Origin of the sequence: Lysobacter sp. ISL-50, assembly GCF_018612875.1 — a bacterium.
Lineage (GTDB): Bacteria > Pseudomonadota > Gammaproteobacteria > Xanthomonadales > Xanthomonadaceae > Lysobacter.
Window position 1 is genome coordinate 62,872 of the sequence record NZ_JAGGRI010000007.1, and the last position, 25,248, is coordinate 88,119.

Sequence of the window (25,248 nt, forward strand, 5' to 3'; positions counted from 1 at the left end):
CGGGGGAGGGGATCAGGCGACCGGGCCGGGATGCCCGATCGCGACGGCGAACGCCACCAGTATCCAAAAACCGATGCCGACCACCAAGCACAGATCGTCGTTGGGCGGGGTGCGCCGATAGAACGGCCACAGCACCACGCGGCCGGTGCCGTACATCAACCACTCGACGATCAGCTCGAACGCCATGCGCGCGACGAATCGCAACGCGGCGCCGGCCAGTTCCACTACGGCATCCAATGCCATCTTGCCTCCTGTACTCAAAACCCGCGGCGCGAGCGGCCGTGAACCGGCCGATGTTCCCGCGGAATCAGCGATCGGTCCACACCGCCAGTTCATGGCCGCTGGGATCGGTGAAATGGAAGCGCCGACCGCCCGGGAATTCCAGTTGAGCGGTGATCGCGCCGCCGGCGGCTTCGACGCGGCGCTGCGCGTCGGCCAGGTCGTCGGCGTAGATCACCACCAGCGCGCCGCCCGGGCGCGGAGCGCTTTGGCGGTGGAAGCCGCCCTTCATGCGGCCGTCGTTGAATTCGCAGTAGTCCGGGCCGTAATCGGTGAAGGTCCAGCCGAACGCGGCGCCGTAGAAGGCCTTGGTCGCGGCGATGTCGGCGACGGCGAATTCGAGGTAGTCCAGGCGCAGATTGCGGTCGGAAGCGGTCATGCGGGAATCCTTGAGCGGATGCGGAATGCCGGGATCGGAACGGATACGGTCAGCGCCGCGGCCGGCGGGATCGGGATCGCCGGCGGCGGACGCGAGCGCGGGCCGAAGCGAACATGCCGGCGATGATAGCGACGGGCGCGAACGAAAAGGGCCGCCGTCGCCGGCAGCCCTTTCGCGCGTTGCTACCCGCGGCGATGGATTACTTCGACAACTCCAGCGCCAGCGAAGACACCCAGCCCTTGTTGCCGAGTTCGTCCTCGACTTCCCACATTGCGCCATGCTTGTTGCCGGTGGGGTAGAGCATCATGCCCGGGTCGAGCGGACGTACCACCTTGCCGGCGCCGTTGGAATTGGCGAACAGACGCGCGGATTTGACCACCGTGACCGCCTGTTGCGAATTCGACGCCGACGGGTTGTCCGACAGGCCGCCGAGTTGGCCGACCAGATCGGTGTAGGCCTGCAGATAGGCCATCGTGATGACCTGGCCGACTTCGGTGTTGGCGTAACCCGACACGCCCGCGCTGCCCAGGCCGCTGCTGCCCCACAACGCGCCGCTGCCGCCGAAGCCGATGTCGGTCTTCTTGGCGCTGCCTTCGGCCATCGCGACCTGCTCGGAGGAGCGCACGTCGGTCACGGTCAGCACGACGTCGGCGGTCTTCTTGTTGAAGTTGAGATTGCCGGCGACCTGGCCGGCCTTGCCGCCGATCAGACCGCCGAGCAGGCCGCCGATCGCGTTGCCGCCGGCGTTGCTGTTCTTGGAGATCAGGTCGGGCACCAGCACGTAGTCGGCGGCGCGGATCTGGCCCTTGCCGATGTTCGACTTGTTGCGCAGCTGGCCGCCAGAGGACAGTTCGCGTTCGCGCATCGCCATGTCCATGCCGGCGCCGCGGTCGACCAGGGTGAAGCAGCGCGACTTCTGCACGAACACCTTGATCAGCTTGCTCGGCGCGGGCAGTTGCTGGCCGCTCCACCAGTTCACGGAGTCTTCCGGCTCGATCACCGAGATCGCGCCCAGATTCTTGGAGCAGGTCGGGATCTGGGTCATCTTCTCGGCGCGCAGGTCTTGAGCGCTCTTGCGCTGGGCCCAGCTCGGCGCGGCGCTCAGCGCCAGCCCTAAACCGATCATGCAGGCCGTGGCCTGAATTCCCCTAATTGCGGTCTTCATCGTCAGTTCGTTCCTTCAAACAGCTTTCCTGAAAGCCGCGGCCGTTGCGGGCGCGGCGCCTGTCGGAGTCCGTCGTCTACTGCGGCCTCGCTGCACAGGACAGCGGGAGGTCGGCCGAAGCTCCCCAGACGGATTCAGGCCGGTTGCGCTGGCCTGAGAGTGGACTCACTGCGCAATAATAACGTGATAGAAGTCATTTTCAGGACGCTTGCTGGCATTACAGACCGACGGCGGCGGTCCCGGCGCGGTCGCCGGCGCCGCCGAGGCCGATCCGGTCGCCGGCGCAGCACCTGCGACCGGCCTGCGCGATCCTGGCGACCCGCTCCAGCCCAGCCGACCGACGCCCATGCTCACCACCCTGGCCATCGCCAACTACCGTTCCCTGCGCGAGCTGGTCGTGCCGATGGCGCGGCTCAACGTGGTCACCGGCGCCAACGGCAGCGGCAAGTCCAACCTCTACCGCGCCCTGCGCCTGCTGGCGGAAACCGCGCAGGGTGGGGTGGTGCCGGCATTGGCGCGCGAGGGCGGGCTGCAATCGACGCTGTGGGCCGGGCCGGAGACGATCAGCGCGCGCATGAAGCGCGGCGAAGTGCCGATCCAGGGCGGCCCGCGCAACGAGCCGATGGCCTTGCGCCTGGGTTTCGCCGGCGACGAGTACGGTTACGCGATCGATCTGGGCCTGCCGACGCCGAGCCGGTCGATGTTCGGCGACGATCCGCAGATCAAGCGCGAGGCGATCTGGAGCGGCCCGTTCCTGCGCAGTTCCAATCTGCTGGTGGATCGGCGCGGGGCGATGGCGCGGGTGCGCGACGGCCGTAGCTGGCGCGTCGCCGCCGAGCATCTGAGTTCGTTCGAGAGCCTGTTCGCGCAGCTCGCCGACCCGCGCGCGGCGCCGGAAGTGCTGAGCCTGCGCGAAACCATCCGCGGCTGGCGTTTTTACGATCACTTCCGCAGCGACACGCGGGCGCCGGCGCGCCAGCCGCAGTTGGGCACGCGCACGCCGGTGCTGAGCCACGACGGCCGCGATCTGGCGGCGGCGTGGCAGACCATCGTCGAGATCGGCGACCCGCGCGCGCTGGCCGCGGCGGTGGACGACGCGTTCCCCGGCGCGCAGGTCGCGGTGATCGGCGAAGGCGGGCGCTTCGCCCTGGAGTTCTCCCAGCACGGCTTGTTGCGGCCGTTGTCGGCGGCGGAATTGTCCGACGGCACCTTGCGTTATCTGTTGTGGATCGCCGCCCTGCACACGCCGCGGCCGCCGCCGCTGATGGTGCTCAACGAACCCGAGACCAGCCTGCATCCGGATCTGTTGCCGGCGCTGGCGCGATTGATCGCCCACGCCTCCAGGCGCAGCCAGGTGTGGGTGGTGTCGCATGCCTCGCGGTTGATTTCGGCGTTGGAAGAGGAGCCGGAGTGCAACAGCGTGCATCTGCACAAGGAATTCAGCCAGACCGCGATTGTCGGGCAGGGGATGCTGGATGCGCCGGCGTGGTATTGGCCGGAGCGGTGAGTTGGGCAGCTGCGCCGCGACATGCAGTTCCCCCCTTTGAAAAAGGGGGCTAGGGGGGATTTGCTGTTGCTCTTGATCGGACGCGTTGAATCGTCGACTGCGTGAAAAGCGAATCCCCCCTAGCCCCCTTTTTCAAAGGGGGGAACAGTTGCGTGGCTCAGCTAGCTCAAGCCGCCTCGCGCAACCGCACCCCATCCAACCCCACCAGCGCCGGAATCCGCTCCACCAGCAGATCGATCGCCGCGCGCGTGCGCAGCGGCAAGTAATGGGTGTGCGGCCAGATCGCGCTGATGCGGCTGCCGACGACGCGATCGGCGTGCATGACCATCTGCAATTCACCGCTGCGCACGTAACGGCTCAGCAGCCAGCACGGCAGCATCGCCAGGCCGGCGCCGGCGATGGCGGCGTCGGCGATCGCCTGCAAGTCGTCGAAGCGCAGCCGCGCCTGCACGTCGGGTTCGCGCACCTCGCCGTTGGCGTCGCGCAGGCGCCAGGACACGTTCTGGCCGTGACGGCCGTAGATCACCGCGTCGTGGCCGCGGAAATCGTCCACATCGCGCGGCAGTCCGCACCGCGCCAGATACTCGGGCGCGGCGCAGATGCCCAGGTTCTCTTCGGTGAGCCGGCGCGCGGCCAGGGTGGCGCTGTCGGGCAGGCGGCCGATGCGGATGCCCAGGTCGTAGCCTTCCTCGACCAGATCCACCACGCGGTCGTTGAACGACAGGTCGATGTCGAGCTTGGGATGACGGCGCGCCAATTCCAGGATCACCGGCGCCACGCAGTGCCGGCCGAACAACACCGGTGCGCTGATCCGCAGCCGCCCGCTGGGCTCGCGCCGGCTGGTGTCGAGCGCGGCTTCGGCGGCGTCGAGTTCGGCCAGCGCTTTGACGCAGCGTTCGTAATAGGCCTGACCGTCGTCGGTCAGGCTCTGACGGCGCGTGCTGCGATGGAACAGGCGCGCGCCGAGTTGCTGTTCGAGCCGGGCGATGCGCTTGCCGATCGCCGAACGGGTCACGCCCAGGCGGTCGGCGGCGACGGCGAAGCTGCCGGCTTCGGCGGACTGGACGAAGGCGACGATACCGAGCAGGCGATCGTTCATGGCCATATTGGTTCCTGAGGCGCTACAAAGAGTGGATTGAATATAGCCACTAACGAATCTGTGGCGACGATATCTTAGCGCCACTCGCCCGGGGCGGCGCTACCCCTCGCCGCCCGGGGCCCGTCCTCATCGTTTGTCCAGGAGATTCCCATGAAGGCTTTTCGTATCCGCAGCGGCGCAGGCATCGGCACGCTGGCGTTGTCAGAGTCCCCGTCCGCGGCGCTGGCGCCGGGCCAGGTGCGGGTGAAAGTGCGCGCGGCGTCGTTGAACTTCCGCGATCTGATGATCGCCGAAGGCAGCTACCCGGCCGATGCCGAGAATCCGGCGATCCCGGGCTCCGACGCGGTCGGCGAAATCGTCGAAGTCGGGCCGGCGGCCAGCCGCTGGCGCGTCGGCGACCGCGTCGCCACCAGTTTCTTCCCGTACTGGCACCACGGCGCGGCGACGCCGCACAACACCCGCGACGCGCTCGGCGCGGTCGCCGATGGCGTGCTGGCGGAGGAAATCGTGATCTCGCAGGATTCCGTGTTCGCCGTGCCCGAGCACCTGGACGACGCCCAGGCCGCGACCCTGTCCTGCGCCGGCGTGACCGCCTGGAACGCGTTGTTCGTGGAAGCCAGACTGCAGCCGGGCCAGAGCGTGCTGCTGCTGGGCACCGGCGGCGTGTCGATCTGGGGACTGCAACTGGCCAAGGCCGCCGGCCTGGAAACCATCATCACTTCCTCAAGCGACGACAAGCTCGAACGCGCCAAGGCCCTGGGCGCCAGCGCCACCGTCAACTACCGCACCCATCCGCAATGGCAGGACGAAGTGCGCAAGCTCAGCGGCGGCCGCGGCGTGGACGCGGTGCTGGAAGTCGGCGGCAAGGGCACCTTGCAGCGCTCGATCGACGCGGCGGCGATGAACGGCACCATCGCCATCATCGGCGGCGTCAGCGGTTTCGCCGGCGAATTCAACCCCTTCGCGCTGATCACCGGCGCCAAGCGCCTGTCGGGCATCTTCGTCGGCAGCCGCGGCATGGGCGAGGATCTGTCGCGCTTCGTCGGCGTGAACAAGATCGCGCCGGTGGTGGACCGGGTGTTCGATTTCGAACAAACGCCGGCCGCGTACGAGTACCTCAAGAGCGGCGCGCACTTCGGCAAGGTGGTGATCCGGGTCGCGCGCTGAGGGTTCGGCGCCGCGCATCGCGTCATGGCCGCCGTGCGACTTTCCGACGATGTCGCCGACCGCCGAGTCGTGCGATCTTGCCGCGATAGCCTCCGAACCCGCATCGAGCCCGCCGCAATGAACGCCCCCCGCACCGTCGCCACCGATCTGCCCACCCGTATCCGCCGCGCCGAGCCGTCCGATGTCGGCGCCCTCGCGCTGGCCGGCGCGGCCACGTTCCTGGAATCCTTCGCCGGCATTCTCGACGGCCGCGACATCGTCGAGCACTGCCGCCTGCAACACGCGCCGTCGGTGTACGCCGACTGGCTGGCCGACGGCGCGGTCGCCGCGTGGCTGGCCGAAACCGTCTCGCCCCCGGCGCCGGTGGGCTATGCGGTGATCGCGCCGCCCAGGCTGCCCTTGGACGATCTGAGCGAGACCGACCTGGAGCTCAAGCGCATCTACCTGCTGTCGCGATTCCACGGCGGCGGCGTCGGCCGCGAACTGATGAACCACGCCATCGCCGAATCGCGCGCCCGCGGCGCGCGCCGCCTGCTGCTGGGCGTGTACTCGGGCAATGCGCGCGCGCTGGCGTTCTACGCGCGCAACGGCTTCGTCAAGGTCGGCGACCGCCGTTTCCAGGTCGGCGGCAATATCTACGACGACGACGTGCTGGCCCTGGACCTGCGCGCGTGAGCGTAGCGGTCGCGCCGTTGCGCGCCGCGCATCTGCAGGCCGCGCTGGCGTTCGACGCCAGCTTCCTGGTCGATTCGCGCCTGAGCCTGCACGCGCACGACGGCGCGATCGGTTTCGACATCGTGCCGGTGCCGCCTTACCGCAAGCGTTACGACGATGCCATCGGTGTCGAGGAACTGCGCGAATACCTCGACGGTGAAGAGTGCGCGGCGTTCGTCGCGCTCAACGCCGATGCGGTGATCGGCCGGCTGTTGCTGTCGCGCAGTTGGAACGGTTACGCGTTGATCGACGATATCGCCGTGGATGCCGGCGCGCGCCGCGCCGGCGCCGGCTCGGCCCTGATCGATCGCGCCGTGGCCTGGGCGCGTGAACAGGCCCTGCCCGCAGTGATGCTGGAAACGCAGGACAACAATGTCGCCGCGTGCCGTTTCTATCAGCGCAAGGGCTTCGTGCTGGGCGGGTTCGACCGCTTCCACTATGCGCATGATGCGGCGTTGGTTCATGAAACGGCGCTTTTTTGGTATCAGGTGATCACCTAAAGTCAGTAAGAAAATATCGGTGAACTGATCGCGCGCGCGATGCATGTGTTCAAGTTATGCATGACTTCGCTGTGATCCCTCCACGGCATTCGACAACACGCTGATAGAGCGAATACCGGGTGCGCAAAATCACGATGAATTGACATCGGTTTGTGCGCAATCCCGTTAGCTTGAAGCAAGGCGCGATAGCGATCGCGCCGTTCGACCACGGCTAAGGAGGGAGCCATGAGTATTTTGGTCGTCGATCGATGGATGGAATATCGGGGAACCGTCGTTCACAGCATCGATACAGGGGCACGACAGGCATACGCCTATTTGAGTCCGAACATCATCGTCACCGCCGACGGTGCGCCCGATGCGTACCACCCGGACAATCTGGGCACCGGCCATATCCGCAAGACCCATTGGCCCGACGGCGACTGGCGGCACGCGCTGGTCGCCGATCCGAGCCATCCGCGGCGTCCGCTGCAACAGTCCGGCGGACGCAACGCCGGTTACTTCGTCTCGATCACCGCCTTGAACGATCCGAGCCGACAGCGCACCGACCCGACGGCCTACGTCGATGCCGGCCGGATTCCGTATCTGGTGTTGCCGGCGCCGTTTCATGCCATCGACGGCAGCGGCGATCTGGGCGATTTCGTCGTCGCCTATCACCCGGTCACGCGCCGCTTCAGTTACGGGCTGATCGGCGGCATCGGCGCCGACCGGCCCCTGGGCGAGATTTCCATGCGCATGGCCAGCGATCTGTCCGGCCACCGCGCCGAGGCCAAGAGCGGGCAGGGCGTTCCGTCCGGCTCGATGCTGTGTCTGGTGTTCCCGAAATCGCGGATGACGCCGGCCTGGCCGATGCCGCCCGCGGCGATCCGCGCGCGTTGCGAACACTTGCTGAAGCGGCTGGGAGGGCAAACGCGTCTGCCGCAGTTGGCCGATGCGCTGGCGGAATGAGGTAACCGACGGAACTGCATCTACTCCCTCTCCCGCTCGCGGGAGAGGGCTGGGGTGAGGGGATGAGCGCCGCAGGCGCGAATGCTTTCGCCCGGATTTCTGCGGTTGTCCGGGCTCTCACAGATGGACTCAATCGGTGCCCTTAATGACGATCAGCGCACGCGTCAAGCCGATGGACCCAAACACAAATCCAGCCGCACCAGCCGCCCTAGCCGGTCGCGGCGCTGCGCGCGCAGATACCAATGCGCGCGCAGACGTTCGAGCGGCACCGGCGGCAGCACCGCCTCGCCCCACAACGTGAGTTCGTAATTGCGCGCGTGCAGCCAGTGCAGCAGCGCATCGAATCGCGCCTGATCGTCGGGCAACAGCAGATCGGCATCGCCCGGCGGGCGCGGCGCGGTGTCGTCGTCGCGCGACAGCCAGGACGCGAAGCTGCCGAACACTTCGAAGGCGAAGCCGGCCTGCGCCATCGCCCGCAGTTCGGCGCGGGTGCTGGCGATGCACGGGGTTTCGCGGGTTTTCTGAAAGATCAGCGCGTACTCGTGGCTGCGATTGCTGTGCGTGGCGCCGGCCGGCAGCGCTTGCGCGTCGCGTGGATAGCACAGCAGGCGCTCCTCGCGCGCCACGAACAAGCCGCGCAGCACGCCGGCCAGATCCCAGGCCAGCGGCAGCATCCGCTCCTGGATCGTCACGTTCTCGACCATGGCGATACAGAAGCCGTCCTCGGGCAGGGCGCCGCGCACAGCGTGGAAGATGTCGCGCAGGCGCTGCAGGTAGGCGGCGTAGTCGTTTTCCAGATAAAGCTGGTCTTCGGCGGGCGTGTCCTCGTCGGTTGGCCAGCGGCAGCCGAAGTAGGGCACGTTGGTCAGGCACAGGTCGATCGCGTGCGGGATCGCGGTGCGCGGCAGGCTGCCGACCGCGATCGGCGCATCCACGCCGTGGCGGCGCAGGCGTTCGCGTGCTAGCTCGGCGCGGGGGGCGTCGATCTCGATTCCGCAACCCGCGCGGCCTTCCAGCGCGGCGGCGAGCAAGGTGGTGCCGAATCCGCAGAACGGATCGAACACGCAGTGGCCGGGCCGGCTGAAATGGCGCACGAACGGACGCATCTGCGCGACCCAGCCGCAATCGCGGCCGCCGAAGCGGTCGCGTGCGCGCAGGTCGGCCGGCAGGTCGTGTTCGGGCGGATCGGGCTGCAACGCCAGCCAGCTGCGGCTATCCATGCGCGCGCTCCGCGTCCGCCGGTTGCGCGGATGAGGATGCAAGCGGCCACAGCACGTCGCGATCGGGTTGCCAACCCGCGCACAGCCGGCCGTCGGCATGGAACACCAGCTTGTAGATGTCGCCGCTGGCGTGGCGGCGATGCATGGCGCTGTAGTCGGAGGATTCGAACATCACGTCCAAGCCGCTGGTTTCGTCGCGCAGGCGCAGGTTCCAGAAGTAATAGCCTTCGGTGATCCGCAGCGGCGTCATCCGCGGCCACCACGGCGCGGCCATGCAGTCGCCGAGCACCTGCTCGATCGCCACGCGTTCGCTTTCGACATAGCGGCGCGTGCCGTTGTCGCGGTAGCCCTCGCCCAGGCGCGAAAACTCGCGGAAGATCACCGTGCCGGCGCCGCAATGCCGCGCCCAGTCCAGATAGGCGGCGACGCCGTCCGCGTCGTCCACACCGCCGTGTTGCAGGATGCAGACCTGGCGCAGCGGTATCGCTTGCGCGATCGAACGCGCGACCGTTTCGAACGCCGCGTTGCCGGCGACAGGCTCGCCGTCGCGGAAACGCATGATGCGCTGGTTGCGCAACGCATCGGGATGATGGCGCGACAGTTCGACCCAGGACAGGCCGAAGCGCGTCAGTGCCGCGATCAGTTCAGCGCCGCGACCGCGGGCGAAGCCGGCGCCGTTGCTGTAGAGCACGCGGTCCCCGGCGACGACGCCGCCGCGTTCGGCCTGCTGCAGGGTGCTCAGCAGGTGCAGGAACCAGTCTTCGTCGTCGCTGGATTCCAGGCCCGACAGCGACCACGACAGCGGCAGGCCGCGCAGTTGCGCCAGCGCCTGGGTCAGCGTCGCGAAATAGTCCGGCCCGGGCCGCAGCGTTTGCGCCATCGCGCCGCGCTCGACGGGCTGCAGGGTTTCCGAGCAGAAGCGGCAGCGCGCCGAACACGGGCGCACCGAGGCGTAAGGGGTGAAGGTGATCGGCTGGGCGAAGCGATAGCGCCGGCCGCCGATGCTGTGCGCATGCCAGCGGGTGGCGTCGTGTTCGACCGGGGCGCGGCGCGCGAGTTGCGGCGTGCTGGCGCGCAGGCGTTCGAACAGGGAGGAGGCTGCGCTGAGGGGCAGGGTCGCCGGGTCTGCGGCGGCGAGCCCTTCGATGGGGGCTTGCATGGTGGGTTCCGGTTTGTTGGTTTGGTGGCGCGGGAGAGCTGAAGCGTTCGCGCCTTCGGCGCTCATGCCCTCACCCTAGCCCTCTCCCGCAAGCGGGAGAGGGAACGGTTCCGTGGCTGTCTGAAGCCCCTCTCCCGCTTGCGGGAGAGGGGTTGGGGTGAGGGCCGTCAGCGCTCAAAGCCGCGTAGCGTCAGCCAACTCGCGCACCTGCGCGAACGTCCAGTCGTTGACGATCCTGCCGTCCTCCCACACCGTCACCATCGCATCGTCGAAGCCCAGCGGCTTCACCGCTTCTTCCAGCGACGCCGCTTCCGGCGGCACCGGCACGGTCTTGAAGTGGCCGTATTCGCGATGGCGCAGCAAGGTCATGCGGCCGCGCTTGCTCGACTTGCCCTTGTCGGTGACTGGGTCCTTGTAGACGTCGATCCACTCGCCGTTGACCCGCGCCGCGGAACACTTCAGCGCGAACTTCTGCGTATCGCGATCCAGTCGCTGCAACAGCGCGCCGCCCATGCCGAAGGCGAGGTTGTCGGTGGCGTAGCCGTAACTGGTGATGCGTTCCAGGATCGCGCGGATGCTGGTCGGGTTGATGCCGTCGCCCTGGATCACCCGCACGTGGTTGAGCACCTTGTAACCCTTGCTGTTGACGGTATGGCCGAAGGCCTCGTCGAGCATGGTCACGCATTGGTGCACGACATCGACCGGATCGCCCGAGTCCGGACGCACCACCAAGGTCGCGCCCGAAGCGATCACTTCCTCGCGCAAGGTCTTGCCCCAATGCTCGCGGATCGCATGGAAGATGTCGTAGCTGTCCGACACCACCGCGACGATCGCGCCGGGCTTGCCGAACTGGGTCAGCATGTTGCGGTACGCGCCCACCTCGTGGTCGCGTCCCCAACTGGTGATGGTGCTGTGCTCGGCGGCCGGAATGGAGAAGCCGGCCATCGGTTCGTGATAGTAGCGGCGCGCCAGCAACAGGCCGGACACCGTGTCGGTGCCGAGGAAATTCACCAGATGCGCGGCGCCGCCGAACGCCGCCGATTCGGTGCTGGATACGCCGCGCGCGCCGAAGTCGTGCAGCTTGAACGGCAACTGGCCTTCCGGATCGTCGCTGGTGCGTTCCAGGAACTGGCGGATGGTCTGCTTGGCATGCCAGCTGATCGTCGCCACCGTCACCGGGTACCACAGGCGCAGCAGCAGCGTTTCCAGGTAGGACGGCACCCAGTACGCGTTCGGGTCGGTGGATTCGATCGTCACCAGGGCCTGATGCGTCGGCACCACCGTGCCTTCGGGCACGGCGCGAATCCGGATCGGCATCAGCCCGCCGTGATGATCGACGATGTAGCGCCAGCCGGCCTCGTTGAACGGTTCGCCGTGCGCGGCGAACAGGTCGCGCGCTTCGTCGATGTCGGCGTGGGTGATCGGCTTGGCCAGATACTCTTTCAAGATGGCCTGCAGGCCGAAGAACACGGTGCGATCGTGCACGCCGCCGCGCGATTCGACGTAGAAAAACGTCGCATCGGTGCCGGGCGGGTATTGCAGCCAGTGGCTGGCTTTATAGCTGTCGGTGTTGAGCAGCAGGTTGTCGAGGCATTGCATGACGGAAGCTCCTTCGCGTCTGGGAGTAGCCGGCGGTCTGTCCACCGGCGCGTGCGGCCGGGCGGTCCTTGTGGACTAACCGCGGCCGAGAAAGAATTCGAGGATGTGCAGGTGGTCTTCGAACAATTGCGGGCTCATCTCCAGCGCTTCGCTGACCGCGATCCAGCGCGCTTTGTCGGCGTCGTCGCCGCCGCGCACGGCGGGCAGTTCGCCGGCCGGGAATTCGAAGTGGAAGGCGTGGGTGATGGTGCGGCCGCGCGCGCTGCGTTCGGGATGGTCGAACACGTGTTCGCCCTTGATCGAACCCTTGAGCACCGGCAGCGGCAGCTTGAGCCGGGTTTCCTCGCGCAGCTCGCGCAGGCAGGCGTCGAGCACGGTCTCGTCCTGGCCGACGAAGCCGCCCGGCAGCGCCCACAGGCCCTTGCCCGGTTCGGCGCGGCGGCGCACCAGCAGCACATGGCCGGAATGCACGATCACCGCATCGGTGGTGACGAAGGTCGGCGCATACGGCGCATCGGCCCAGGCGGCGCGGTATTGCTCGATGAACCGATACTCGGCGACCAGTTGGGTGAACGCCGGAGAGCTTTTGCGGAAGGCTTCGAGCATGTCGAACACCGGGCCGGGCACGTTGGCGCGGATCAGCATCAGGCCGCCGTGGCTGTCGATCTGGTTGGCTTCGAACAGATAGCGGCGCAGCTCGGTCGCCGACAGCGTGGCGGTGTGGCTGACATCGACCAGCGGCCACTGCGGGAATTCGCGCAGGTAGTAGCTGGAGGCGTCCTTGTCCATGCCGATCAGGCCGATGCGCGCGTCGGCATCGCCGCCGTCGGCGCGCACCGCCTCGGCGACGCTGCGCTGCACGTCGGCGATCCACAGGCTCTCGTTATAGAGGTGATCGCGCAGCGGGCGCACGATCAATCGGCCGTCGGCGTCGTTGAGCGCGGCCTGGATCATCACCGCGCGCTCGGCGACGGTGAAAGGGTTCTTGATGGTGCGGGGGGTGTCGGCGGAACCGACCAGGAAGATGACTTTGGCGGCCTTGCCCAGCGCGTGGCGGGCGACGGCGGCGTGACCGTTGTGGAAAGGCTCGAAACGGCCGATGAAAACCAGGTAATCGTATTCGTGTGCCATGAGAATCCCTCACGGAGTTGATGTCGCCATCGGTCTGTCCGTTGGCGTATGGGAGATGCTACGCCTGTGGTTTGTGTCGTCAAGTGCCTGGGGCAGGGCGAGGAGGAACGAGTTCAGAGGAGTGAGGAGTGAGTGGATTGCACCTGACTTACTCGCTCCTCTCAACTCGTTCCTCGCATACTGCTTCGGACACAGGGGAGCAAGCGGATGGCGATGATAGTTCCGGAGTACTGGGCGGAAGGCCGGGTCGGCGAGCAGTTCGGGCGAGGGCATGTCTCCGGGCGGTATTCGCTTACGGTGCGTCGCTTCGGTTGGTCCGATTCCAGCCTGGCCGAAGCGCAGGCGATGGCCGATGCGCGCGCCCGCGCCGCGTTCGACCGCATCCTGGCCGGCGAATCGCTGGCCAAGCGCGAGCCGCGGGTGCCTTACGACGCCGAGGGCCTGCCGATTCGCGAGCCCATCGTCGAGCGCGACGGCGATGTGGTCATCACCCGCAACAGTTACGGCGCGCGTTGCTTGAATTCGCCGAACGTGTTGTTCGCCGATATCGATTTCGCCGCGCCGCCTTCGGGCTGGCGCGCGGCGTACTTCTGGATATCGCTCGCGGTCGGCGCGGCGACCGGATTCTGGATCAAGCCGTGGATCGGCGTGCTGTCGCTGCTCGCGCTGCTGTGGCTGTTTGCGTGGATCGCCCGCGCCGCCGCGGCGCGGCGCCATCGCACCGACGGCGGCGGCCTGGAAGCGCGCGCGATGGCGCCGGTGCGGGCTTTCGTCGCGGCGAATCTGGACTGGCATCTGCGGGTCTATCGCACGCCCAACGGTTTTCGCCTGTTGGCCATGCATCGCGTATTCGATCCGTTGGACCCGACCGTGCCGGATTTCTTCAAGGCCATCGGCGCCGATTCGTATTACGCCTTGCTGTGCCAGCGCCAGCATTGCTTCCGCGCGCGGGTCAGCCCGAAGCCCTGGCGCATCGGCATCCGCGAACGCATGCCGCCGCGCACCGGCGTGTGGCCGATCGCGCCCGAGCGCATGCCCGAACGCCAGCGCTGGGTCGCCGAGTACGAGCGCAAGTCCGATGCGTATGCCTCGTGCCGCTTCGTTGAAGCGTTGGGCAGCCGCGATTACGTGTCGCAAACGCAAGGGGTGCAGCGGATGCACGATGCGATGTGCCGGGCCGATCGCGATCTGCCGTTGGCCTGAGCCGCGCGCCCGGAGTCCTTGATTGCTTGAAGAACGGTGGCGCAGCGGCGTCTGCGCGAATCGGCTCAGCCGGAGACGACGAGGATCTTCGTCCCTTCGCACTCCACCGCCTGCCCCGCGCGGATCTTGCAGGTCTTGCGCAGCTCGACCTGGCCGTCCACCCGCACCACGCCGCTGGCGACCATGGCCTTGCCGGCGCCGCCGCTGTCGCACAGGCCGACCAGCTTGAGCAACTGGTTGAGTTCGACATGGTCGTGGCTGGGGTCGAGTTCGAAACGGATCGGTTGCATGAGGCCGGCAGCTCGTAAGGCAGGGCAGGGTCGCAGCGCTGAGACTTGGACGCAAGACGTTTGCACTGGCGCGGGCGTACTCTCGCGTATGTGCGCGGGGCGGACGGGTCGATCGCGATCCGTCCGCCCCGCCGGTTCGACTCCACTACCCCAGAGAGGATGGCGATGAAGAAGGCCCAGTACGAGCAGCGCGGTCCGGTGCCGCAGGACGTGATCCAGGCGGTGGAGTTCCAGACGCCGCCCCTGGCCGCCGGGCAGGTGCTGATCGAGGTGCTGGCCTCGCCGATCAATCCCTCCGACGTGCTGACCCTGACCGGCGAATACGGCCTGCTGCCGCCGCTGCCCGCGGTCGGCGGCAACGAGGGCGTGGGCCGGATCGCCGAGGTCGGGCCGGAGGTGACGAATCTGAAACCCGGCCAGACCGTGCTGCTGCCGATCCAGGGCGGCACCTGGGCCACGCACATGGTCGCCCCGGCCAAGCATCTGATCGCGCTGCCCGACGGCGCCGATCCCAAGCAGCTGGCGATGATCACGATCAATCCGCCGACCGCGCTGCTGATGCTCAGCGACATCGTCGAGCTGCAGCCGGGCGATTGGGTGATCCAGAACGCGGCCAATTCGGCGGTCGGCACCTATCTGATCCAGCTGGCCAAGCTGCGCGGGCTGCGCACGATCAACGTGGTGCGGCGCGAATCGGCGGTGGAGGCGGTGCGCGCGGCCGGCGCGGACGTGGTCCTGGTCGATGGCGAGGACCTGGGCAAGCGCGCGAGAGAGGCGGCGCAGAAGGCGCCGATCAAGCTCGGCATCGACGCGGTCGGCGGGCTGGCGACCCAGCACATCGCGCAATCGCTGGCCGAGGGCGGAGTGGTGGTCAACTACGGCGCGATGAGCGGCGAGGCCTGTCAGATTTCGCCGGCCTCGTTCGTGTTCCGCGATGTCAGCCTGCGCGGGTTCTGGCTGTCGCGCTGGTTCCAGACCGCGGCCCCGGCGCGGCGCGCGGACGTGTTCGGCGAGATCACGAAGCTGATCGCCACCGGCAAGCTGCAGGCGCGGGTGCAGGCCACCTACGGCCTGGACCAGATCAAGGAGGCGGTGATCGCCGCCGCGGCCGGCGAACGCGACGGCAAGATCCTGGTCCTGCCGAACGGCCCGGTGTGAAGACAAGACTTTTGTGGGAGGACTCTTGTAGGAGGGGCTTCAGCCCCGATGCCTTTCGATCCGTCGCGGTGATCTGGCCGAAAAGCATCGGGGCTGAAGCCCCTCCCACAAAAGACCTCATGGCGGCGCTCGGCGGGAGTGATCGGTTAGCGCGCCGGATGAGATTCATCGCGCGCGGTCGCTTGCCGAATGCTGGAAGTTTGTTGTGGGAGGGGCTTCAGCCCCGATGCCCTTCGCTCAGATCGCACCGCATCCGGTGCGCGCCGACCGCAAGGCTTTCGACATAGAAAGCCACCCGAAAGGGAGGATCACCACCCCATGACCACCGAACTGCAAATGCTGGCCTGGTCGATCGCCCTGGGCATCGCCCAGTTGCTGATCGCCGCCGCCTTCATGACCGCCCAGCGCGGCGTGCACTGGAACACCGGCGCCCGCGACGGCACGCCCGAGCCCTTGACCGGCGTGGCCGCGCGCCTGGACCGGGCCTGGCGCAACTTCATGGAGACCTTCCCGTTCTTCGCCGCCGCGGTGTTGGCGGTGAGCCTGAGCGGGCGCGGCAACGACGCCACCGCGCTCGGCGCGCAGGTGTATTTCTGGGCGCGACTGGCCTATGTGCCGGTGTACGCGGCGGGAATTCCCTACCTGCGCACCGCGATCTGGGTCGCGGCGCTGTGGGGCGTGCTGCAAATGCTGTGGGCGTTGCTCTAGGTTCAGACGCAGGCGGTGTCCGCCTGGACCGGATCGGCGGGCGCGTCCGTGCTCGCCTCGGTGGCCGCCTCGGCGGCCGCCGCGCCGGCGCACAAGGCTCGTTTGGCCGACGCCGTCAGTTGCTTGATCGCATACTCGGCGCGCAGGGCCGAAGACCGGTCGGGGTGGGGGAATCGGGCAAGAAGCTGTGCCGGCGGGTGTGAGCGCGTGTAACGCGCGCCCTTGCCGGCGACGTGTTCGGCGTAACGGCGCTCCACATCGACGGCAATGCCGGTGTAGAGACTGCCGTCGCGGCATTCGATGACATAGACGAACCAGGGCGACATGGCGCTAGCCTAGCGGCTGAACGCCCTCGGCGCAGCGTGGTCCGGAAGGTGGCGCTTGTCGCGAATCCGCCGTTCATCACAACCATACGCCCACGAACGTCATTGCCTAGTCTTGTTGGGCTCACCACAATGAGCCTCCTTCCAGGAGTTGCCGCTTGAACGCCGACGCCGAACCGCAAACCTCCGTTGCCAACCTGCGTCAGCTTTGCGCGCGTTTCGCCAAGCCTCAACTCGGACGGGCCGTCTGGCAGCTCATCAACACGCTGGTTCCGTTCGCGGCGATGTGGGCGCTGATGGCCTGGAGCGTGATCGGCCATTGGGGTTACGGCTGGACCTTGCTGATGGCGCTGCCGACCGCCGGCCTGTACGTGCGCACCTTCATCATCCAGCACGACTGCGGACACGGCTCGTTCTTCGCCAGCAGCCGCGCCAACGACATGGTCGGGCGCTGCCTGGGCCTGGTGACCTTGTTCCCGTACGGCTACTGGAAGAAGACCCACGCCATCCACCACGGTACCTCCGGCAACCTCGACCGCCGCGAGATGGGCGACATCGAGACCCTGACCGTCGCCGAATACCGCGCGCGCTCCTGGCTCGGCCGCCTGAGCTATCGCCTGTACCGCAGCATCCCGGTGCTGCTGGGCGTCGGCCCGGTGTACCAGTTCGTGATCAAGCATCGCTTCCCGTTCGACCTGCCCTTCACCTGGAAGCGCGAGTGGGCGAGCGTGCTGTTCAACAACCTCGCGCTGGCGGTGACCATCCTGGCGATGGGCTTCGCGATCGGCTGGCATACGGTGTTCATGGTGCATCTGCCGATCGTGCTGTTCGCCGGCGCCGCCGGCGTGTGGCTGTTCTATGTGCAGCACACCTTCGAAGACGCCTACTGGACCCGCAAGGGCGAATGGGACTCGCACGAGGCGGCGATCGCCGGCAGCTCCTACTACGACCTGCCGGGCATCGTGCATTGGTTCACCGGCAACATCGGCTACCACCACATCCACCATCTGGCCAGCCGCATTCCCAACTACCGTCTGCGCGAGGCCTTCGAGTCCAGCCCGCTGCTGCAGGCCGCGCCGCGGCTGACCCTGTGGTCCAGCCTCAAGTGCGCGCGCATGAAGCTGTGGGATGAGGAATTGCAGCGGATGGTGGGTTTCCCGAAGCGGGCCCGCGCCTGACCCTCGATTCCCCCTCTCCCGCTGGTGGGGTGAGCGGACGCGGCTTGCGAGCCATCGGCTCGCGCGTCCGCGAACGCCCAAACGCTATGCGTTTGGGCCGGGAGGGCGAGGTACTCCGAGCCATTGACGGCCTTGCAGTCGCCTGAATGTCGCCGGCTCGCTACCCTAATTACGTCCGGCCGTCACCCGTCCCGCACGACAATTAGCATTTTAGTTAAATAAGCATCACTATACCCGCACCCGCGCCGATCCTCGGCGCCCAGCCCGACCGCGGCGGTGCCCCATGATGCAGGACAAGATCTTCGAAGCCCTGGCTTCCTCGCCGCGACGGCAGATCCTGGCCTTCCTGTCCGAACGCGAGCTCAGCGCCGGCGACATCGCCGCGCGCTTCGACATGAGCGCGCCGGCGATCTCGCGCCATCTGTCGGTGCTGGTCAACGCCGGCCTGATCAGCAGCGAGCGCCGCGGCCAGTTCGTGGTCTACAAGCTGGTGCCGGACAACCTGGTCAACACCCTGAGCCAGTTCGCCTTCGAGATCTGCCCGGTCGGCGGCCCGCTCAAGCGCGAAAGCCGGCGCGCCAAGAAGGCGGCCGGCTGATTCGCTCGCCGCGCGCGCTCAGCCGGCCGACGCCGGCGCCTCGGCGCGGTGGCGATAGAACTGCAGGATCACCTCGCTGAAATTCCCGATCAGCCCATCCGCCAGCGGCACCGTGTACCAGTTGAAGCCGGTGCTGACCCGATAGTCCATGCGGATGCTCAACTCGGTGGCGTCGCCGCGCGGCGTCAGGGTGTAGCGCGTGTCGAGCAGATCGAAGTAGTCGCCGCCGATGCGGACGTGATCGTCGAGCGCGCCGGCCGGCACCGAATCTTCCTCGAACTTGTATTGCCAGTGCACGTAGCGCTGCGGGCGCCAGTCGGCCGACATCTGCCGGAAGTGGATGCCCTTGCCCATGCGCACCTCGCGGACCAGGCCGGTCGGGGTTTCGTGGGTGAGCCCGGCCAGCGGGGTGGGCACGCCGATGCGGTACATCCAGGCGCGATCGACCTCGTCCGCGCGGATGTGGTCGGCGTCGAGCAGCACCTTCCACACCGCCGCCGCCGGCGCCTGGATCAGCACCTTGCGTTCCACATGCTCGAAGCGCCGCGGCTCGTCCTGGCCGACGCCGAGCAGGGCCAGCACGATGGGCAGGGCGACGAAGCTGTAGACCGTCGGCGTCTTCGACCAGCCGGCGGCGCGGCAGATCACGCCCATGACGATGCCGCCGACCGCGCTCATCACCGCGAACACCGGCGCGATCAGCAGCACGCAGATCGCGCCTTCCAGCATCGCGACCATGCTGCCGAGCAGGCACAGGCAGACGCTGAGCATCGGCATGAAGAAGTGGTACGCGGTGCTGCGCGCGCGGATTCGTTCGGCCAGATAGACCGTGGCCGCGCCGACCGCGAACGGCGCGAGCAGGATGAAGATCCACAGCATGGTCGCGAACGTGGTGCCGGGATTGCCGTCGAAGGCCAGGCGCAGCGCCAAGCCGATCAGGCCGCCGCCGACGACCGGCACGGCGCCGATCAGGGCCGCGCGCAGCACGCTGGTGAGCGGCGCAGGCGGCGGCTGTTGCTGCGAGGGTTGCGGTGCGACGGATCGCGGCTGCGCCGACGGCGGCAGCGGCGGCGGAATCGAAGGATCGAACGGCGTCTGGCTCATGGGGCGGCACGCGTGAGTAGCGGATGAGAAGCGGCCGCGCGCGCGGGCGGCGCGTGCGGGTCGAGCCGATGCAGTTCCTCGCGCGGCGGCAGATCTTCCGGCAAGCGCAGATCGCGCACCAGGCCGAGCCGTTCGCAACCGCGCAGAAACCACCAGCCCGGATCCCATTCGCCCGCATACAGACCGAGCCTGGACGAACCGGGAAAGGCATGATGATTGTTATGCCAGCACTCGCCCATGGTCAGCAACGACATGAAGCGCACGTTGCGGCCCTGCACCGCGGCGCCGCGCACTTCATGATGCATGCCGCCGTGGTTATGGGCGAAGTAGCCGACCAGCCAATGCCCGAACACGCCCGCGGTCACCCGTGCGCACACGCCCCAGAACACCCAGCCCCAGCCGCCGATGGCGAAGAACGCCAGCGCCCACGGCAGGTGCTGCAGCATCCAGGTGCGTTGCAGGAAACGATAGAAACGGTCGTCGGCGATGCGCGCTTCGATGCGGATTTGCGGCGGATCGAGCAGATGCAACCGGCAGTGCAGTTGCCACCACGCGTCGACCGCGAACGGCCGGCGATGGCTGAGGTAGTCGTGGCAGGCGGGCAGGCGCTGGGCGTAATCGCGCAGATCGTGAGTGCGCACCAGCCCGATCGGCCCGGCCAGGCCGACCTGCACGCCGCAATACACCAGCAGGTATTCCAGCCACTTCGGGCAGGCGAAGCTGTCGTGGATCAGCTTGCGGTGCATGCCGACCGAATGGCCGAGCAGCAGCACCAGCGCGGTGGAGACCGCGAACAGCGCGAACGCCGCCCAGGTGAAGGTCAGCGCGCCGCCGACGCTCGCGCCGAGCGCCATGCCGCTCAACCACAGCGAGCGCACCGGTTCCCAAGCGACCAGACCGTGGCTGACGCTGCGCACCGACGCCGCCTGATCGGCCAGGGACTGGACGCGATGCGACTTCAGGCTTTCGGGTAATGCGTTCATGACCTCTCCCTGGTGGCGGGCCCGCGAGCGGCGTATTGCCGCGATCCGTATGTATTCAGCAATTAACTAATTTGCTAAATAATTCGGCCGATGGCGCCCGCGCGTCAAGCCTGGGCCGACGAGCGGTCGGCGTCGAGGCATGACGCGGATTCGTTCGGAGGCAGATGGCGACGCGGGCGCGGTCGGCGCGCCGGCCGTTTGCGCGCGCGGCCCATCGACCGCCGCGGCGCCATCGCGCGATCAGCCGTACTCGATCGCCAGCACTTCCACGCTCAAATCGCCGGCCGGCCGTTTCCACAGCGCGCTGTCGCCCACGCGCGCGCCGTGCAGCGCGCGCGCCAGCGGCGAGACCCAGCTGATCAGGCCGTGCTCGGGATCGGCCTCGTCCTCGCCGACCACGCGATAGCGATACTCCCGGCCGTCGTCATCGACCAGTTCGACCCGCGCGCCGAAGGCGACGCGGTCGGCCGGCTGGCGTTCGGGCGCGATGGTGATCGCGCCGAGGATGCGCGCCTGCAACCAGCGCATCTCGCGTTCGATATGGGCGCGTTCGAGCCGGGCGTCGGCATCCAGCGCGCCGACGCGGCGGACCGCGTCGTCCAGGCGCGAACGCAGCAAGGCCATGCCGCGCGGCGTCACGTAGTTGGGGTGCTCGCTGATCGGCAACTCCGGCAGGTCGCCGGCGTTCTCGTCGCCGTCGCCTTCCTTGACGAAAGCGCGGCTCACGCAGGGGCAGTGTGATCGGGCATCCGACCAATGTAGGACAAACGGCGTTGCCGGCGAGTGAGCGCAGCCGCGCCGTTACTGTGCGCAACTTGGCCGCAACTCATTCGACGAAATCGTACAGCCGGTAGATCCACGACAACTGATACACCACGCTGGCGGCGACGAAGCCTTTGTGGAAGCGCTCCGAGCGGGTGCGCATGGCGATCAGGCACAGCGTCACGTAGGCCAGATTGCGCAGCGGATACTCCAGGCCGAAGGCTTCGAAATAGCGCTTGCCCTTGATCAGCGTATCGCCGAAATCGATCACGTAGGACAGGGCCATGATCCCGAAGAACCAGCCGCGCCGCGACAGGAAATAATCGCGCCAGCCCTCGTAATCGCCGATGTCGTCCGGGAACAGCAAGGTGCACAGCAGGAACAGCACCACCACGTACACGATCAAGAAGGCGAAGGCGACGAAGCTCCACTGGCTCAGATGGACCAGGCGGAATTCCCACCACCAGAAGTGCGCGAGCAAGGTGAACATCGACAGCGCCCAGCCGATATGCACCCAGTACACCCGATCGCGGCCGGGGTGCTGGACGAAGCGGGCCAGGCCCTTGAGCAAGGTGGTGATGGCCAGTCCCAGCACGATGCCGAGCAGGACGCGGATATGCAGGAACTGCTCCATGACGGTCTCCCTGCGGATGCGGTGAGGCGGCTTGGCGACGGTACCGCGACAGCATAGGGCGAGCGCGGGGCGCCGCGCTCGCGGGCGAAGGATCGACGCAGCGCGAGCGGCTGCGGCGGCCATGCGCGAGGGCTTCGCCGGCGCGGGAATCGGCCGCGCCGGCCAGTGCTTCCCGTGTGCCCGTGCCCCGAAGCTGCGATCATGGCGCATGAATCTGCCCACGACCCCGGCCGGCACCGCCGCATTCGACACCCTTTCCCTGAGTCCCGCCCTGCTGCAGGGCGTGGCCGCGCTCGGCTACACGGTCATGACCCCGGTGCAGGCGCGCGCGCTGCCGGCGATCCTGGACGGCCGCGACCTGATCGCGCAGGCGCCGACCGGCAGCGGCAAGACCGCCGCCTTCGGCCTGGGCCTGCTGCAGGCGCTGGACCCGGCCGCGATCCGCACCCAGGCCCTGGTGCTGTGCCCGACCCGCGAGCTGGCCGATCAGGTCGGCAACCAGCTGCGCAAGCTGGCCTTCGCGATCCCGAATCTGAAAGTCTCCGTGCTGTGCGGCGGCATGGCCCTGGGGCCGCAGCTGGCGTCGCTGGAACACGCGCCGCACGTCGTGGTCGGCACGCCCGGCCGCCTGCAGGAGTTGCTGCGCAAGAAAGCGTTGAAGCTCGACGGCGTGCGCACGCTGGTGTTCGACGAAGCCGACCGCATGCTCGACATGGGCTTCGAAGAACCCATGCGCGAAATCGTCGCCAAGACGCCGAAGAACCGCCAGAGCCTGCTGTTCTCGGCGACCTTCCCCGACGCGATCCGCGAACTGGCCCGCGCCGCGATGCGCGAACCGGTCGAGGTCACGGTCGAAGGCCAGAGCAGCGCGCCGCGGATCGAGCAGTACTTCTACGAAGTCGATCCGGCCAAGAAAACCCCGCTGCTGGGCGCGCTGCTGCTCGAATACCGGCCCGATTCGTGCGTGGTGTTCTGCAACATGCGCAAGGACACCGAGGAAGTGGTCGGCTCGCTCAGCCACTACGGCTTCACCGCGCTGGCCCTGCACGGCGAAATGGAACAGCGCGATCGCGACGAAGTGCTGGTGCGTTTCGCCAACCGCAGCTGCAACGTGCTGGTCGCCAGCGACGTGGCCGCGCGCGGACTCGATGTGGAAGACCTCGGCGCGGTGGTCAACTACGACCTGCCGACCGATCCGGACGTCTACGTGCACCGCATCGGCCGCACCGGCCGCGCCGGCCGCGGCGGCGTCGCGCTGAGCCTGTGCGGTCCGCGCGAAACCGGCCGCGCCCAGCAGATCGAGCAAATGCAGGGCGCGCCGCTGCAATGGCGGCGCGCCGAACCGCTGAGCGGCAAAGCCAGGAACGCCCCGGCCGCGCCGATGGCGACCTTGCGCATCGACGCGGGCAAGACCGACAAACTGCGTCCCGGCGACATCCTCGGCGCGCTGACCGGCGACGCCGGCCTCAAGGCCGACGCGGTCGGCAAGATCAACGTCTACGCCACGCGTTCCTACGTCGCCGTCGCGACCTCCCAGGCCGCGGCGGCGCTGGCGCGTTTGCGCGAAGGCAAGATCAAGGGACGCAAGTTCCGGGTCAATCGGGTCTGAATCACGCCTCGCGCTTGCGAGGCGTTCGATGCGCCCGATGTGGTTGTCGTGCGCATCGCATAAACATCGCGTGCATCAAAAGAACTCAAGCGTTGCGTAGCGACGCTTAGCAGCGTCCGCGCCGCGCTTGACGGCGGTTACGCGCATCCAGAATATCCGCCGACGATCTTCGCGGCGGGCGCCGCCGCGCACGCATCGTGCGACGGCGATGCGGATCATCGTCGCCATCACCGGGGCCGTGAGATGCGCAGAGCGATACGTTTGAAGGAATGGGGCATCGGGATCGATGTGCAGCGCACGCCCGACGCAGGCGCGATCGAACGATCGGACCCGACGCTCGGCGCCGACACCGTGCGTTTCCGCACCGATGCCGATGGCTTCATCGCCAGCGGTTTCGAGCATGCGCCCGGCGATGACGACATCATCGTGCTGGGCGACAGCGTCGTGGAATGCATGTTCCTGCAGGAAGGCCGCCGCCTGAGCGATCGCTGCGAACTCGCGCTGCGCCGTCGCGGCATCGTCGCCCGGGTCCGCAACGGCGGCGCGTCGGGGACGACCAGCCTGCATCTGCTGAACATGATCCTGGCCAAGATCGTGCCGCTGCGGCCGCGCGCGCTGGTGATTCTCAATGGCGTGATCGACATCGACGTGTCGTTGAAATCCGGCGGATTCTGGTCGCGCGATGCTTATCTGAACCCGCTGAAGTGCGAACCCGAGCCGCCGCCGGGCGCGGTCGAGCCCTTGGTCGCGATGGATTTGTCCGACCGCACGCGCATGCTGGAACTGATCGGCGAGACCTGCGATCGCTTCGGCCTGCCGCTGGCGTTCGCGACGTTCGCGCACCGCGGCCGCGATGACTACGCGATCGCGCGCGGCACCTGGTTCGAGGAACTGTCGGCCAAACGCCGCGCGGTCAACGCCAACACCCGTAGCTATTGCGCAGCCGCCGGTCGGGCATGCATCGATCTTGAAAACGAATTCGCCGGGCGCGCCGATCTGTTCTACGACCAGTTTCATCTGAACCACGAAGGCGCGCGCGTGATCGGCGAGGCGCTGGCCGAGCGGCTGGCCGGGTTGTTTTTCGCATCGGTTCCGGAGCGATTGAATCCGCGCGACGCCTCGGCGCCGGCATCGCCGGCCGCGATTCGACCGTGAGAGAACGCAGCGTTCGAGCCGCCGCGACCCGGCGAGGTCTTTTGTAGGAGGGGCTTCAGCCCCGATGCCTTCCGATCAGATAACGAACGAAAGCCTCAAGCCGCCCGGCATCGCAAGGTCTTTTGTGGGAGGGGCTTCAGCCCCGACGCTCTTGGCTCGGATCGCGGTGAAATTTATCCGGCTCTGATCGAAAAGCATCGGGGCTGAAGCCCCTCCTACAAAATCCGGCGGAAGTTCCGCATCGGTTGTTACTTGCCGTTGAGGCCGTACCGCCCCGGCCCCAGCAGCGCGATGGCGACCGCGGTGCCCAGGAACATCGCCTGCAGCTCGATGGCCCAGCCGCCTTCCTTGTTGAGCTCGCCCAACTGACCCAGATGCACCAGCGCCAGCGCCACCAGCATGTTGCCGGCGATCAGCGCCGCGCCGACGCGCGCATGCCAGCCCAAAATCAGCAGCAGCGGCGCCAGCACTTCGCCGATCAGCACGCCGTAGCCGAGAAAGCCCGGCAGCCCGTGCGCCTGTACCAGGCCGACGATGGCCTCGGTGCCGCCGCGCAACTTGGACACGCCGTGCAGCAGGATCAGCGCGCCCAAGGTCAGGCGCAGCAGCAGCTTGCCCAGGTCCTGGTATCGGTCGGCGTTCATGGCGATTCCTGCGAAAGCGGGCGAGGCCTGCAGGA

Annotated in this window: 28 protein-coding genes; 12 read left to right on the forward strand and 16 right to left on the reverse strand. The window is 67.6% G+C overall.

The window, feature by feature from the left end:
* Positions 1 to 12: 12 nt before the first annotated feature.
* The 3 genes from J7J50_RS04850 to J7J50_RS04860 form a co-directional block, all read right to left on the reverse strand.
* Positions 13 to 243, reverse strand: coding sequence for a hypothetical protein (locus J7J50_RS04850; RefSeq protein WP_215056351.1), 231 nt, complete (start codon positions 241 to 243; stop codon positions 13 to 15).
* Between the two features lie 64 nt (positions 244 to 307).
* Positions 308 to 658, reverse strand: a complete 351-nt coding sequence (locus J7J50_RS04855; protein ID WP_215056352.1) for a VOC family protein — start codon at positions 656 to 658, stop codon at positions 308 to 310.
* 199 nt (positions 659 to 857) lie between these two features.
* A complete protein-coding gene (locus J7J50_RS04860; RefSeq protein ID WP_215056353.1) occupies positions 858 to 1,823 on the reverse strand; it encodes a CsgG/HfaB family protein in 966 nt (321 codons plus the stop codon).
* A gap of 346 nt (positions 1,824 to 2,169) precedes the next feature.
* Here J7J50_RS04860 and J7J50_RS04865 point away from each other — a divergent pair, with 346 nt between their 5' ends.
* Positions 2,170 to 3,330 (forward strand): AAA family ATPase, encoded by a 1,161-nt coding sequence (locus J7J50_RS04865; protein ID WP_215056567.1) that lies wholly within the window; start codon positions 2,170 to 2,172, stop codon positions 3,328 to 3,330.
* A gap of 166 nt (positions 3,331 to 3,496) precedes the next feature.
* Here the strand turns inward: J7J50_RS04865 and J7J50_RS04870 are convergent, their stop codons facing one another.
* Entirely contained in the window at positions 3,497 to 4,429 is a 933-nt protein-coding gene (locus J7J50_RS04870) for a LysR family transcriptional regulator (RefSeq protein ID WP_251044188.1), read from the reverse strand.
* A 150-nt stretch (positions 4,430 to 4,579) separates the two neighbouring features.
* On the opposite strand from J7J50_RS04870, the gene J7J50_RS04875 reads away from it, so the two are divergent.
* The 4 genes from J7J50_RS04875 to J7J50_RS04890 all read left to right on the forward strand — a co-directional run bounded on the left by J7J50_RS04875 (position 4,580) and on the right by J7J50_RS04890 (position 7,755).
* Positions 4,580 to 5,596: an NAD(P)-dependent alcohol dehydrogenase gene (locus tag J7J50_RS04875; protein ID WP_215056355.1), complete on the forward strand. Its 1,017-nt coding sequence runs from the start codon at positions 4,580 to 4,582 to the stop codon at positions 5,594 to 5,596.
* Between the two features lie 117 nt (positions 5,597 to 5,713).
* The gene (locus J7J50_RS04880; protein WP_215056356.1) at positions 5,714 to 6,271 is read left to right on the forward strand and encodes a GNAT family N-acetyltransferase; all 558 of its coding nucleotides are present in this window, start codon (positions 5,714 to 5,716) and stop codon (positions 6,269 to 6,271) included.
* The gene (locus J7J50_RS04885; protein ID WP_215056358.1) at positions 6,268 to 6,810 is read left to right on the forward strand and encodes a GNAT family N-acetyltransferase; all 543 of its coding nucleotides are present in this window, start codon (positions 6,268 to 6,270) and stop codon (positions 6,808 to 6,810) included. The genes J7J50_RS04880 and J7J50_RS04885 overlap by 4 nt, the downstream gene beginning before the upstream one ends.
* 225 nt (positions 6,811 to 7,035) lie before the next feature.
* Entirely contained in the window at positions 7,036 to 7,755 is a 720-nt protein-coding gene (locus J7J50_RS04890) for a glycoside hydrolase family 75 protein (RefSeq protein ID WP_215056359.1), read from the forward strand.
* A gap of 164 nt (positions 7,756 to 7,919) precedes the next feature.
* Here the strand turns inward: J7J50_RS04890 and J7J50_RS04895 are convergent, their stop codons facing one another.
* From J7J50_RS04895 to J7J50_RS04910, 4 genes are all read right to left on the reverse strand, one after another.
* Entirely contained in the window at positions 7,920 to 8,975 is a 1,056-nt protein-coding gene (locus J7J50_RS04895) for a DNA methyltransferase (protein WP_215056360.1), read from the reverse strand.
* Complete coding sequence (locus J7J50_RS04900) at positions 8,968 to 10,134, reverse strand: hypothetical protein (protein WP_215056361.1); 1,167 nt, start codon at positions 10,132 to 10,134, stop codon at positions 8,968 to 8,970. The genes J7J50_RS04895 and J7J50_RS04900 overlap by 8 nt, the downstream gene beginning before the upstream one ends.
* A gap of 174 nt (positions 10,135 to 10,308) precedes the next feature.
* Positions 10,309 to 11,733, reverse strand: coding sequence for a nicotinate phosphoribosyltransferase (locus J7J50_RS04905; RefSeq protein WP_215056362.1), 1,425 nt, complete (start codon positions 11,731 to 11,733; stop codon positions 10,309 to 10,311).
* Positions 11,734 to 11,808: 75 nt separating this feature from the next.
* Entirely contained in the window at positions 11,809 to 12,864 is a 1,056-nt protein-coding gene (locus J7J50_RS04910) for a bifunctional nicotinamide-nucleotide adenylyltransferase/Nudix hydroxylase (protein ID WP_215056363.1), read from the reverse strand.
* Positions 12,865 to 13,071: 207 nt separating this feature from the next.
* On the opposite strand from J7J50_RS04910, the gene J7J50_RS04915 reads away from it, so the two are divergent.
* Complete coding sequence (locus tag J7J50_RS04915; RefSeq protein ID WP_251044190.1) at positions 13,072 to 14,067, forward strand: hypothetical protein; 996 nt, start codon at positions 13,072 to 13,074, stop codon at positions 14,065 to 14,067.
* Between the two features lie 65 nt (positions 14,068 to 14,132).
* Here the strand turns inward: J7J50_RS04915 and J7J50_RS04920 are convergent, their stop codons facing one another.
* The gene (locus J7J50_RS04920; protein WP_215056364.1) at positions 14,133 to 14,357 is read right to left on the reverse strand and encodes an RNA-binding S4 domain-containing protein; all 225 of its coding nucleotides are present in this window, start codon (positions 14,355 to 14,357) and stop codon (positions 14,133 to 14,135) included.
* Between the two features lie 165 nt (positions 14,358 to 14,522).
* Here J7J50_RS04920 and J7J50_RS04925 point away from each other — a divergent pair, with 165 nt between their 5' ends.
* Positions 14,523 to 15,515, forward strand: a complete 993-nt coding sequence (locus J7J50_RS04925; RefSeq protein WP_251044192.1) for a zinc-dependent alcohol dehydrogenase family protein — start codon at positions 14,523 to 14,525, stop codon at positions 15,513 to 15,515.
* A 318-nt stretch (positions 15,516 to 15,833) separates the two neighbouring features.
* Positions 15,834 to 16,223: an MAPEG family protein gene (locus tag J7J50_RS04930; RefSeq protein ID WP_215056366.1), complete on the forward strand. Its 390-nt coding sequence runs from the start codon at positions 15,834 to 15,836 to the stop codon at positions 16,221 to 16,223.
* Between the two features lie 2 nt (positions 16,224 to 16,225).
* On the opposite strand, the gene J7J50_RS04935 is transcribed toward J7J50_RS04930, so the two are convergent.
* Positions 16,226 to 16,549 (reverse strand): GIY-YIG nuclease family protein, encoded by a 324-nt coding sequence (locus J7J50_RS04935; protein WP_215056367.1) that lies wholly within the window; start codon positions 16,547 to 16,549, stop codon positions 16,226 to 16,228.
* A 155-nt stretch (positions 16,550 to 16,704) separates the two neighbouring features.
* Here J7J50_RS04935 and J7J50_RS04940 point away from each other — a divergent pair, with 155 nt between their 5' ends.
* Both J7J50_RS04940 and J7J50_RS04945 read left to right on the forward strand, forming a co-directional pair.
* On the forward strand, positions 16,705 to 17,724 hold the full coding sequence (locus J7J50_RS04940) for a fatty acid desaturase (RefSeq protein WP_215056368.1): 1,020 nt from the start codon (positions 16,705 to 16,707) through the stop codon (positions 17,722 to 17,724).
* A 283-nt stretch (positions 17,725 to 18,007) separates the two neighbouring features.
* Entirely contained in the window at positions 18,008 to 18,322 is a 315-nt protein-coding gene (locus J7J50_RS04945; RefSeq protein WP_215056369.1) for a metalloregulator ArsR/SmtB family transcription factor, read from the forward strand.
* Positions 18,323 to 18,340: 18 nt separating this feature from the next.
* Here the strand turns inward: J7J50_RS04945 and J7J50_RS04950 are convergent, their stop codons facing one another.
* From J7J50_RS04950 to J7J50_RS04965, 4 genes are all read right to left on the reverse strand, one after another.
* Complete coding sequence (locus J7J50_RS04950) at positions 18,341 to 19,426, reverse strand: SRPBCC family protein (protein WP_215056371.1); 1,086 nt, start codon at positions 19,424 to 19,426, stop codon at positions 18,341 to 18,343.
* Positions 19,423 to 20,409: an acyl-CoA desaturase gene (locus J7J50_RS04955; RefSeq protein WP_215056372.1), complete on the reverse strand. Its 987-nt coding sequence runs from the start codon at positions 20,407 to 20,409 to the stop codon at positions 19,423 to 19,425. Before J7J50_RS04955 ends, J7J50_RS04950 begins: the two co-directional genes overlap by 4 nt.
* 240 nt (positions 20,410 to 20,649) lie before the next feature.
* A complete protein-coding gene (locus J7J50_RS25255) occupies positions 20,650 to 21,135 on the reverse strand; it encodes a GreA/GreB family elongation factor (RefSeq protein WP_215056373.1) in 486 nt (161 codons plus the stop codon).
* Positions 21,136 to 21,235: 100 nt separating this feature from the next.
* On the reverse strand, positions 21,236 to 21,805 hold the full coding sequence (locus J7J50_RS04965; RefSeq protein ID WP_215056375.1) for a hypothetical protein: 570 nt from the start codon (positions 21,803 to 21,805) through the stop codon (positions 21,236 to 21,238).
* A gap of 208 nt (positions 21,806 to 22,013) precedes the next feature.
* Here J7J50_RS04965 and dbpA point away from each other — a divergent pair, with 208 nt between their 5' ends.
* Complete coding sequence (gene dbpA, locus J7J50_RS04970) at positions 22,014 to 23,414, forward strand: ATP-dependent RNA helicase DbpA (protein ID WP_215056376.1); 1,401 nt, start codon at positions 22,014 to 22,016, stop codon at positions 23,412 to 23,414.
* A 75-nt stretch (positions 23,415 to 23,489) separates the two neighbouring features.
* On the opposite strand, the gene J7J50_RS04975 is transcribed toward dbpA, so the two are convergent.
* Entirely contained in the window at positions 23,490 to 23,642 is a 153-nt protein-coding gene (locus J7J50_RS04975; RefSeq protein ID WP_215056377.1) for a hypothetical protein, read from the reverse strand.
* Between the two features lie 15 nt (positions 23,643 to 23,657).
* Between J7J50_RS04975 and J7J50_RS04980 the strand changes: the two genes are divergently transcribed.
* Positions 23,658 to 24,569: an SGNH/GDSL hydrolase family protein gene (locus J7J50_RS04980; protein ID WP_215056379.1), complete on the forward strand. Its 912-nt coding sequence runs from the start codon at positions 23,658 to 23,660 to the stop codon at positions 24,567 to 24,569.
* A 248-nt stretch (positions 24,570 to 24,817) separates the two neighbouring features.
* Here the strand turns inward: J7J50_RS04980 and J7J50_RS04985 are convergent, their stop codons facing one another.
* A complete protein-coding gene (locus J7J50_RS04985) occupies positions 24,818 to 25,213 on the reverse strand; it encodes a DoxX family protein (RefSeq protein ID WP_215056380.1) in 396 nt (131 codons plus the stop codon).
* Between the last annotated feature and the right edge of the window lie 35 nt (positions 25,214 to 25,248).

Excerpts from the sequence above, each read along its gene's own strand:
- J7J50_RS04950 (WP_215056371.1), bottom strand. The coding sequence starts at position 19,426 with ATGAGCCAGACGCCGTTCGATCCTTCGATTCCGCCGCCGCTGCCGCCG.
- J7J50_RS04910 (WP_215056363.1), bottom strand. The coding sequence starts at position 12,864 with ATGGCACACGAATACGATTACCTGGTTTTCATCGGCCGTTTCGAGCCT.
- J7J50_RS04980 (WP_215056379.1), top strand. The coding sequence starts at position 23,658 with ATGCGCAGAGCGATACGTTTGAAGGAATGGGGCATCGGGATCGATGTG.
- J7J50_RS04930 (WP_215056366.1), top strand. The coding sequence starts at position 15,834 with ATGACCACCGAACTGCAAATGCTGGCCTGGTCGATCGCCCTGGGCATC.
- J7J50_RS04890 (WP_215056359.1), top strand. The coding sequence starts at position 7,036 with ATGAGTATTTTGGTCGTCGATCGATGGATGGAATATCGGGGAACCGTC.
- J7J50_RS04985 (WP_215056380.1), bottom strand. The coding sequence starts at position 25,213 with ATGAACGCCGACCGATACCAGGACCTGGGCAAGCTGCTGCTGCGCCTG.
- J7J50_RS04900 (WP_215056361.1), bottom strand. The coding sequence starts at position 10,134 with ATGCAAGCCCCCATCGAAGGGCTCGCCGCCGCAGACCCGGCGACCCTG.
- J7J50_RS04880 (WP_215056356.1), top strand. The coding sequence starts at position 5,714 with ATGAACGCCCCCCGCACCGTCGCCACCGATCTGCCCACCCGTATCCGC.
- J7J50_RS04975 (WP_215056377.1), bottom strand. The coding sequence starts at position 23,642 with ATGGCGACGATGATCCGCATCGCCGTCGCACGATGCGTGCGCGGCGGC.
- J7J50_RS04870 (WP_251044188.1), bottom strand. The coding sequence starts at position 4,429 with ATGAACGATCGCCTGCTCGGTATCGTCGCCTTCGTCCAGTCCGCCGAA.
- J7J50_RS04945 (WP_215056369.1), top strand. The coding sequence starts at position 18,008 with ATGATGCAGGACAAGATCTTCGAAGCCCTGGCTTCCTCGCCGCGACGG.
- J7J50_RS04905 (WP_215056362.1), bottom strand. The coding sequence starts at position 11,733 with ATGCAATGCCTCGACAACCTGCTGCTCAACACCGACAGCTATAAAGCC.
- J7J50_RS04860 (WP_215056353.1), bottom strand. The coding sequence starts at position 1,823 with ATGAAGACCGCAATTAGGGGAATTCAGGCCACGGCCTGCATGATCGGT.
- dbpA (WP_215056376.1), top strand. The coding sequence starts at position 22,014 with ATGAATCTGCCCACGACCCCGGCCGGCACCGCCGCATTCGACACCCTT.
- J7J50_RS04850 (WP_215056351.1), bottom strand. The coding sequence starts at position 243 with ATGGCATTGGATGCCGTAGTGGAACTGGCCGGCGCCGCGTTGCGATTC.
- J7J50_RS04920 (WP_215056364.1), bottom strand. The coding sequence starts at position 14,357 with ATGCAACCGATCCGTTTCGAACTCGACCCCAGCCACGACCATGTCGAA.
- J7J50_RS04865 (WP_215056567.1), top strand. The coding sequence starts at position 2,170 with ATGCTCACCACCCTGGCCATCGCCAACTACCGTTCCCTGCGCGAGCTG.
- J7J50_RS04925 (WP_251044192.1), top strand. The coding sequence starts at position 14,523 with ATGAAGAAGGCCCAGTACGAGCAGCGCGGTCCGGTGCCGCAGGACGTG.
- J7J50_RS04875 (WP_215056355.1), top strand. The coding sequence starts at position 4,580 with ATGAAGGCTTTTCGTATCCGCAGCGGCGCAGGCATCGGCACGCTGGCG.
- J7J50_RS04855 (WP_215056352.1), bottom strand. The coding sequence starts at position 658 with ATGACCGCTTCCGACCGCAATCTGCGCCTGGACTACCTCGAATTCGCC.
- J7J50_RS04955 (WP_215056372.1), bottom strand. The coding sequence starts at position 20,409 with ATGAACGCATTACCCGAAAGCCTGAAGTCGCATCGCGTCCAGTCCCTG.
- J7J50_RS04915 (WP_251044190.1), top strand. The coding sequence starts at position 13,072 with ATGGCGATGATAGTTCCGGAGTACTGGGCGGAAGGCCGGGTCGGCGAG.
- J7J50_RS04965 (WP_215056375.1), bottom strand. The coding sequence starts at position 21,805 with ATGGAGCAGTTCCTGCATATCCGCGTCCTGCTCGGCATCGTGCTGGGA.
- J7J50_RS04895 (WP_215056360.1), bottom strand. The coding sequence starts at position 8,975 with ATGGATAGCCGCAGCTGGCTGGCGTTGCAGCCCGATCCGCCCGAACAC.
- J7J50_RS04935 (WP_215056367.1), bottom strand. The coding sequence starts at position 16,549 with ATGTCGCCCTGGTTCGTCTATGTCATCGAATGCCGCGACGGCAGTCTC.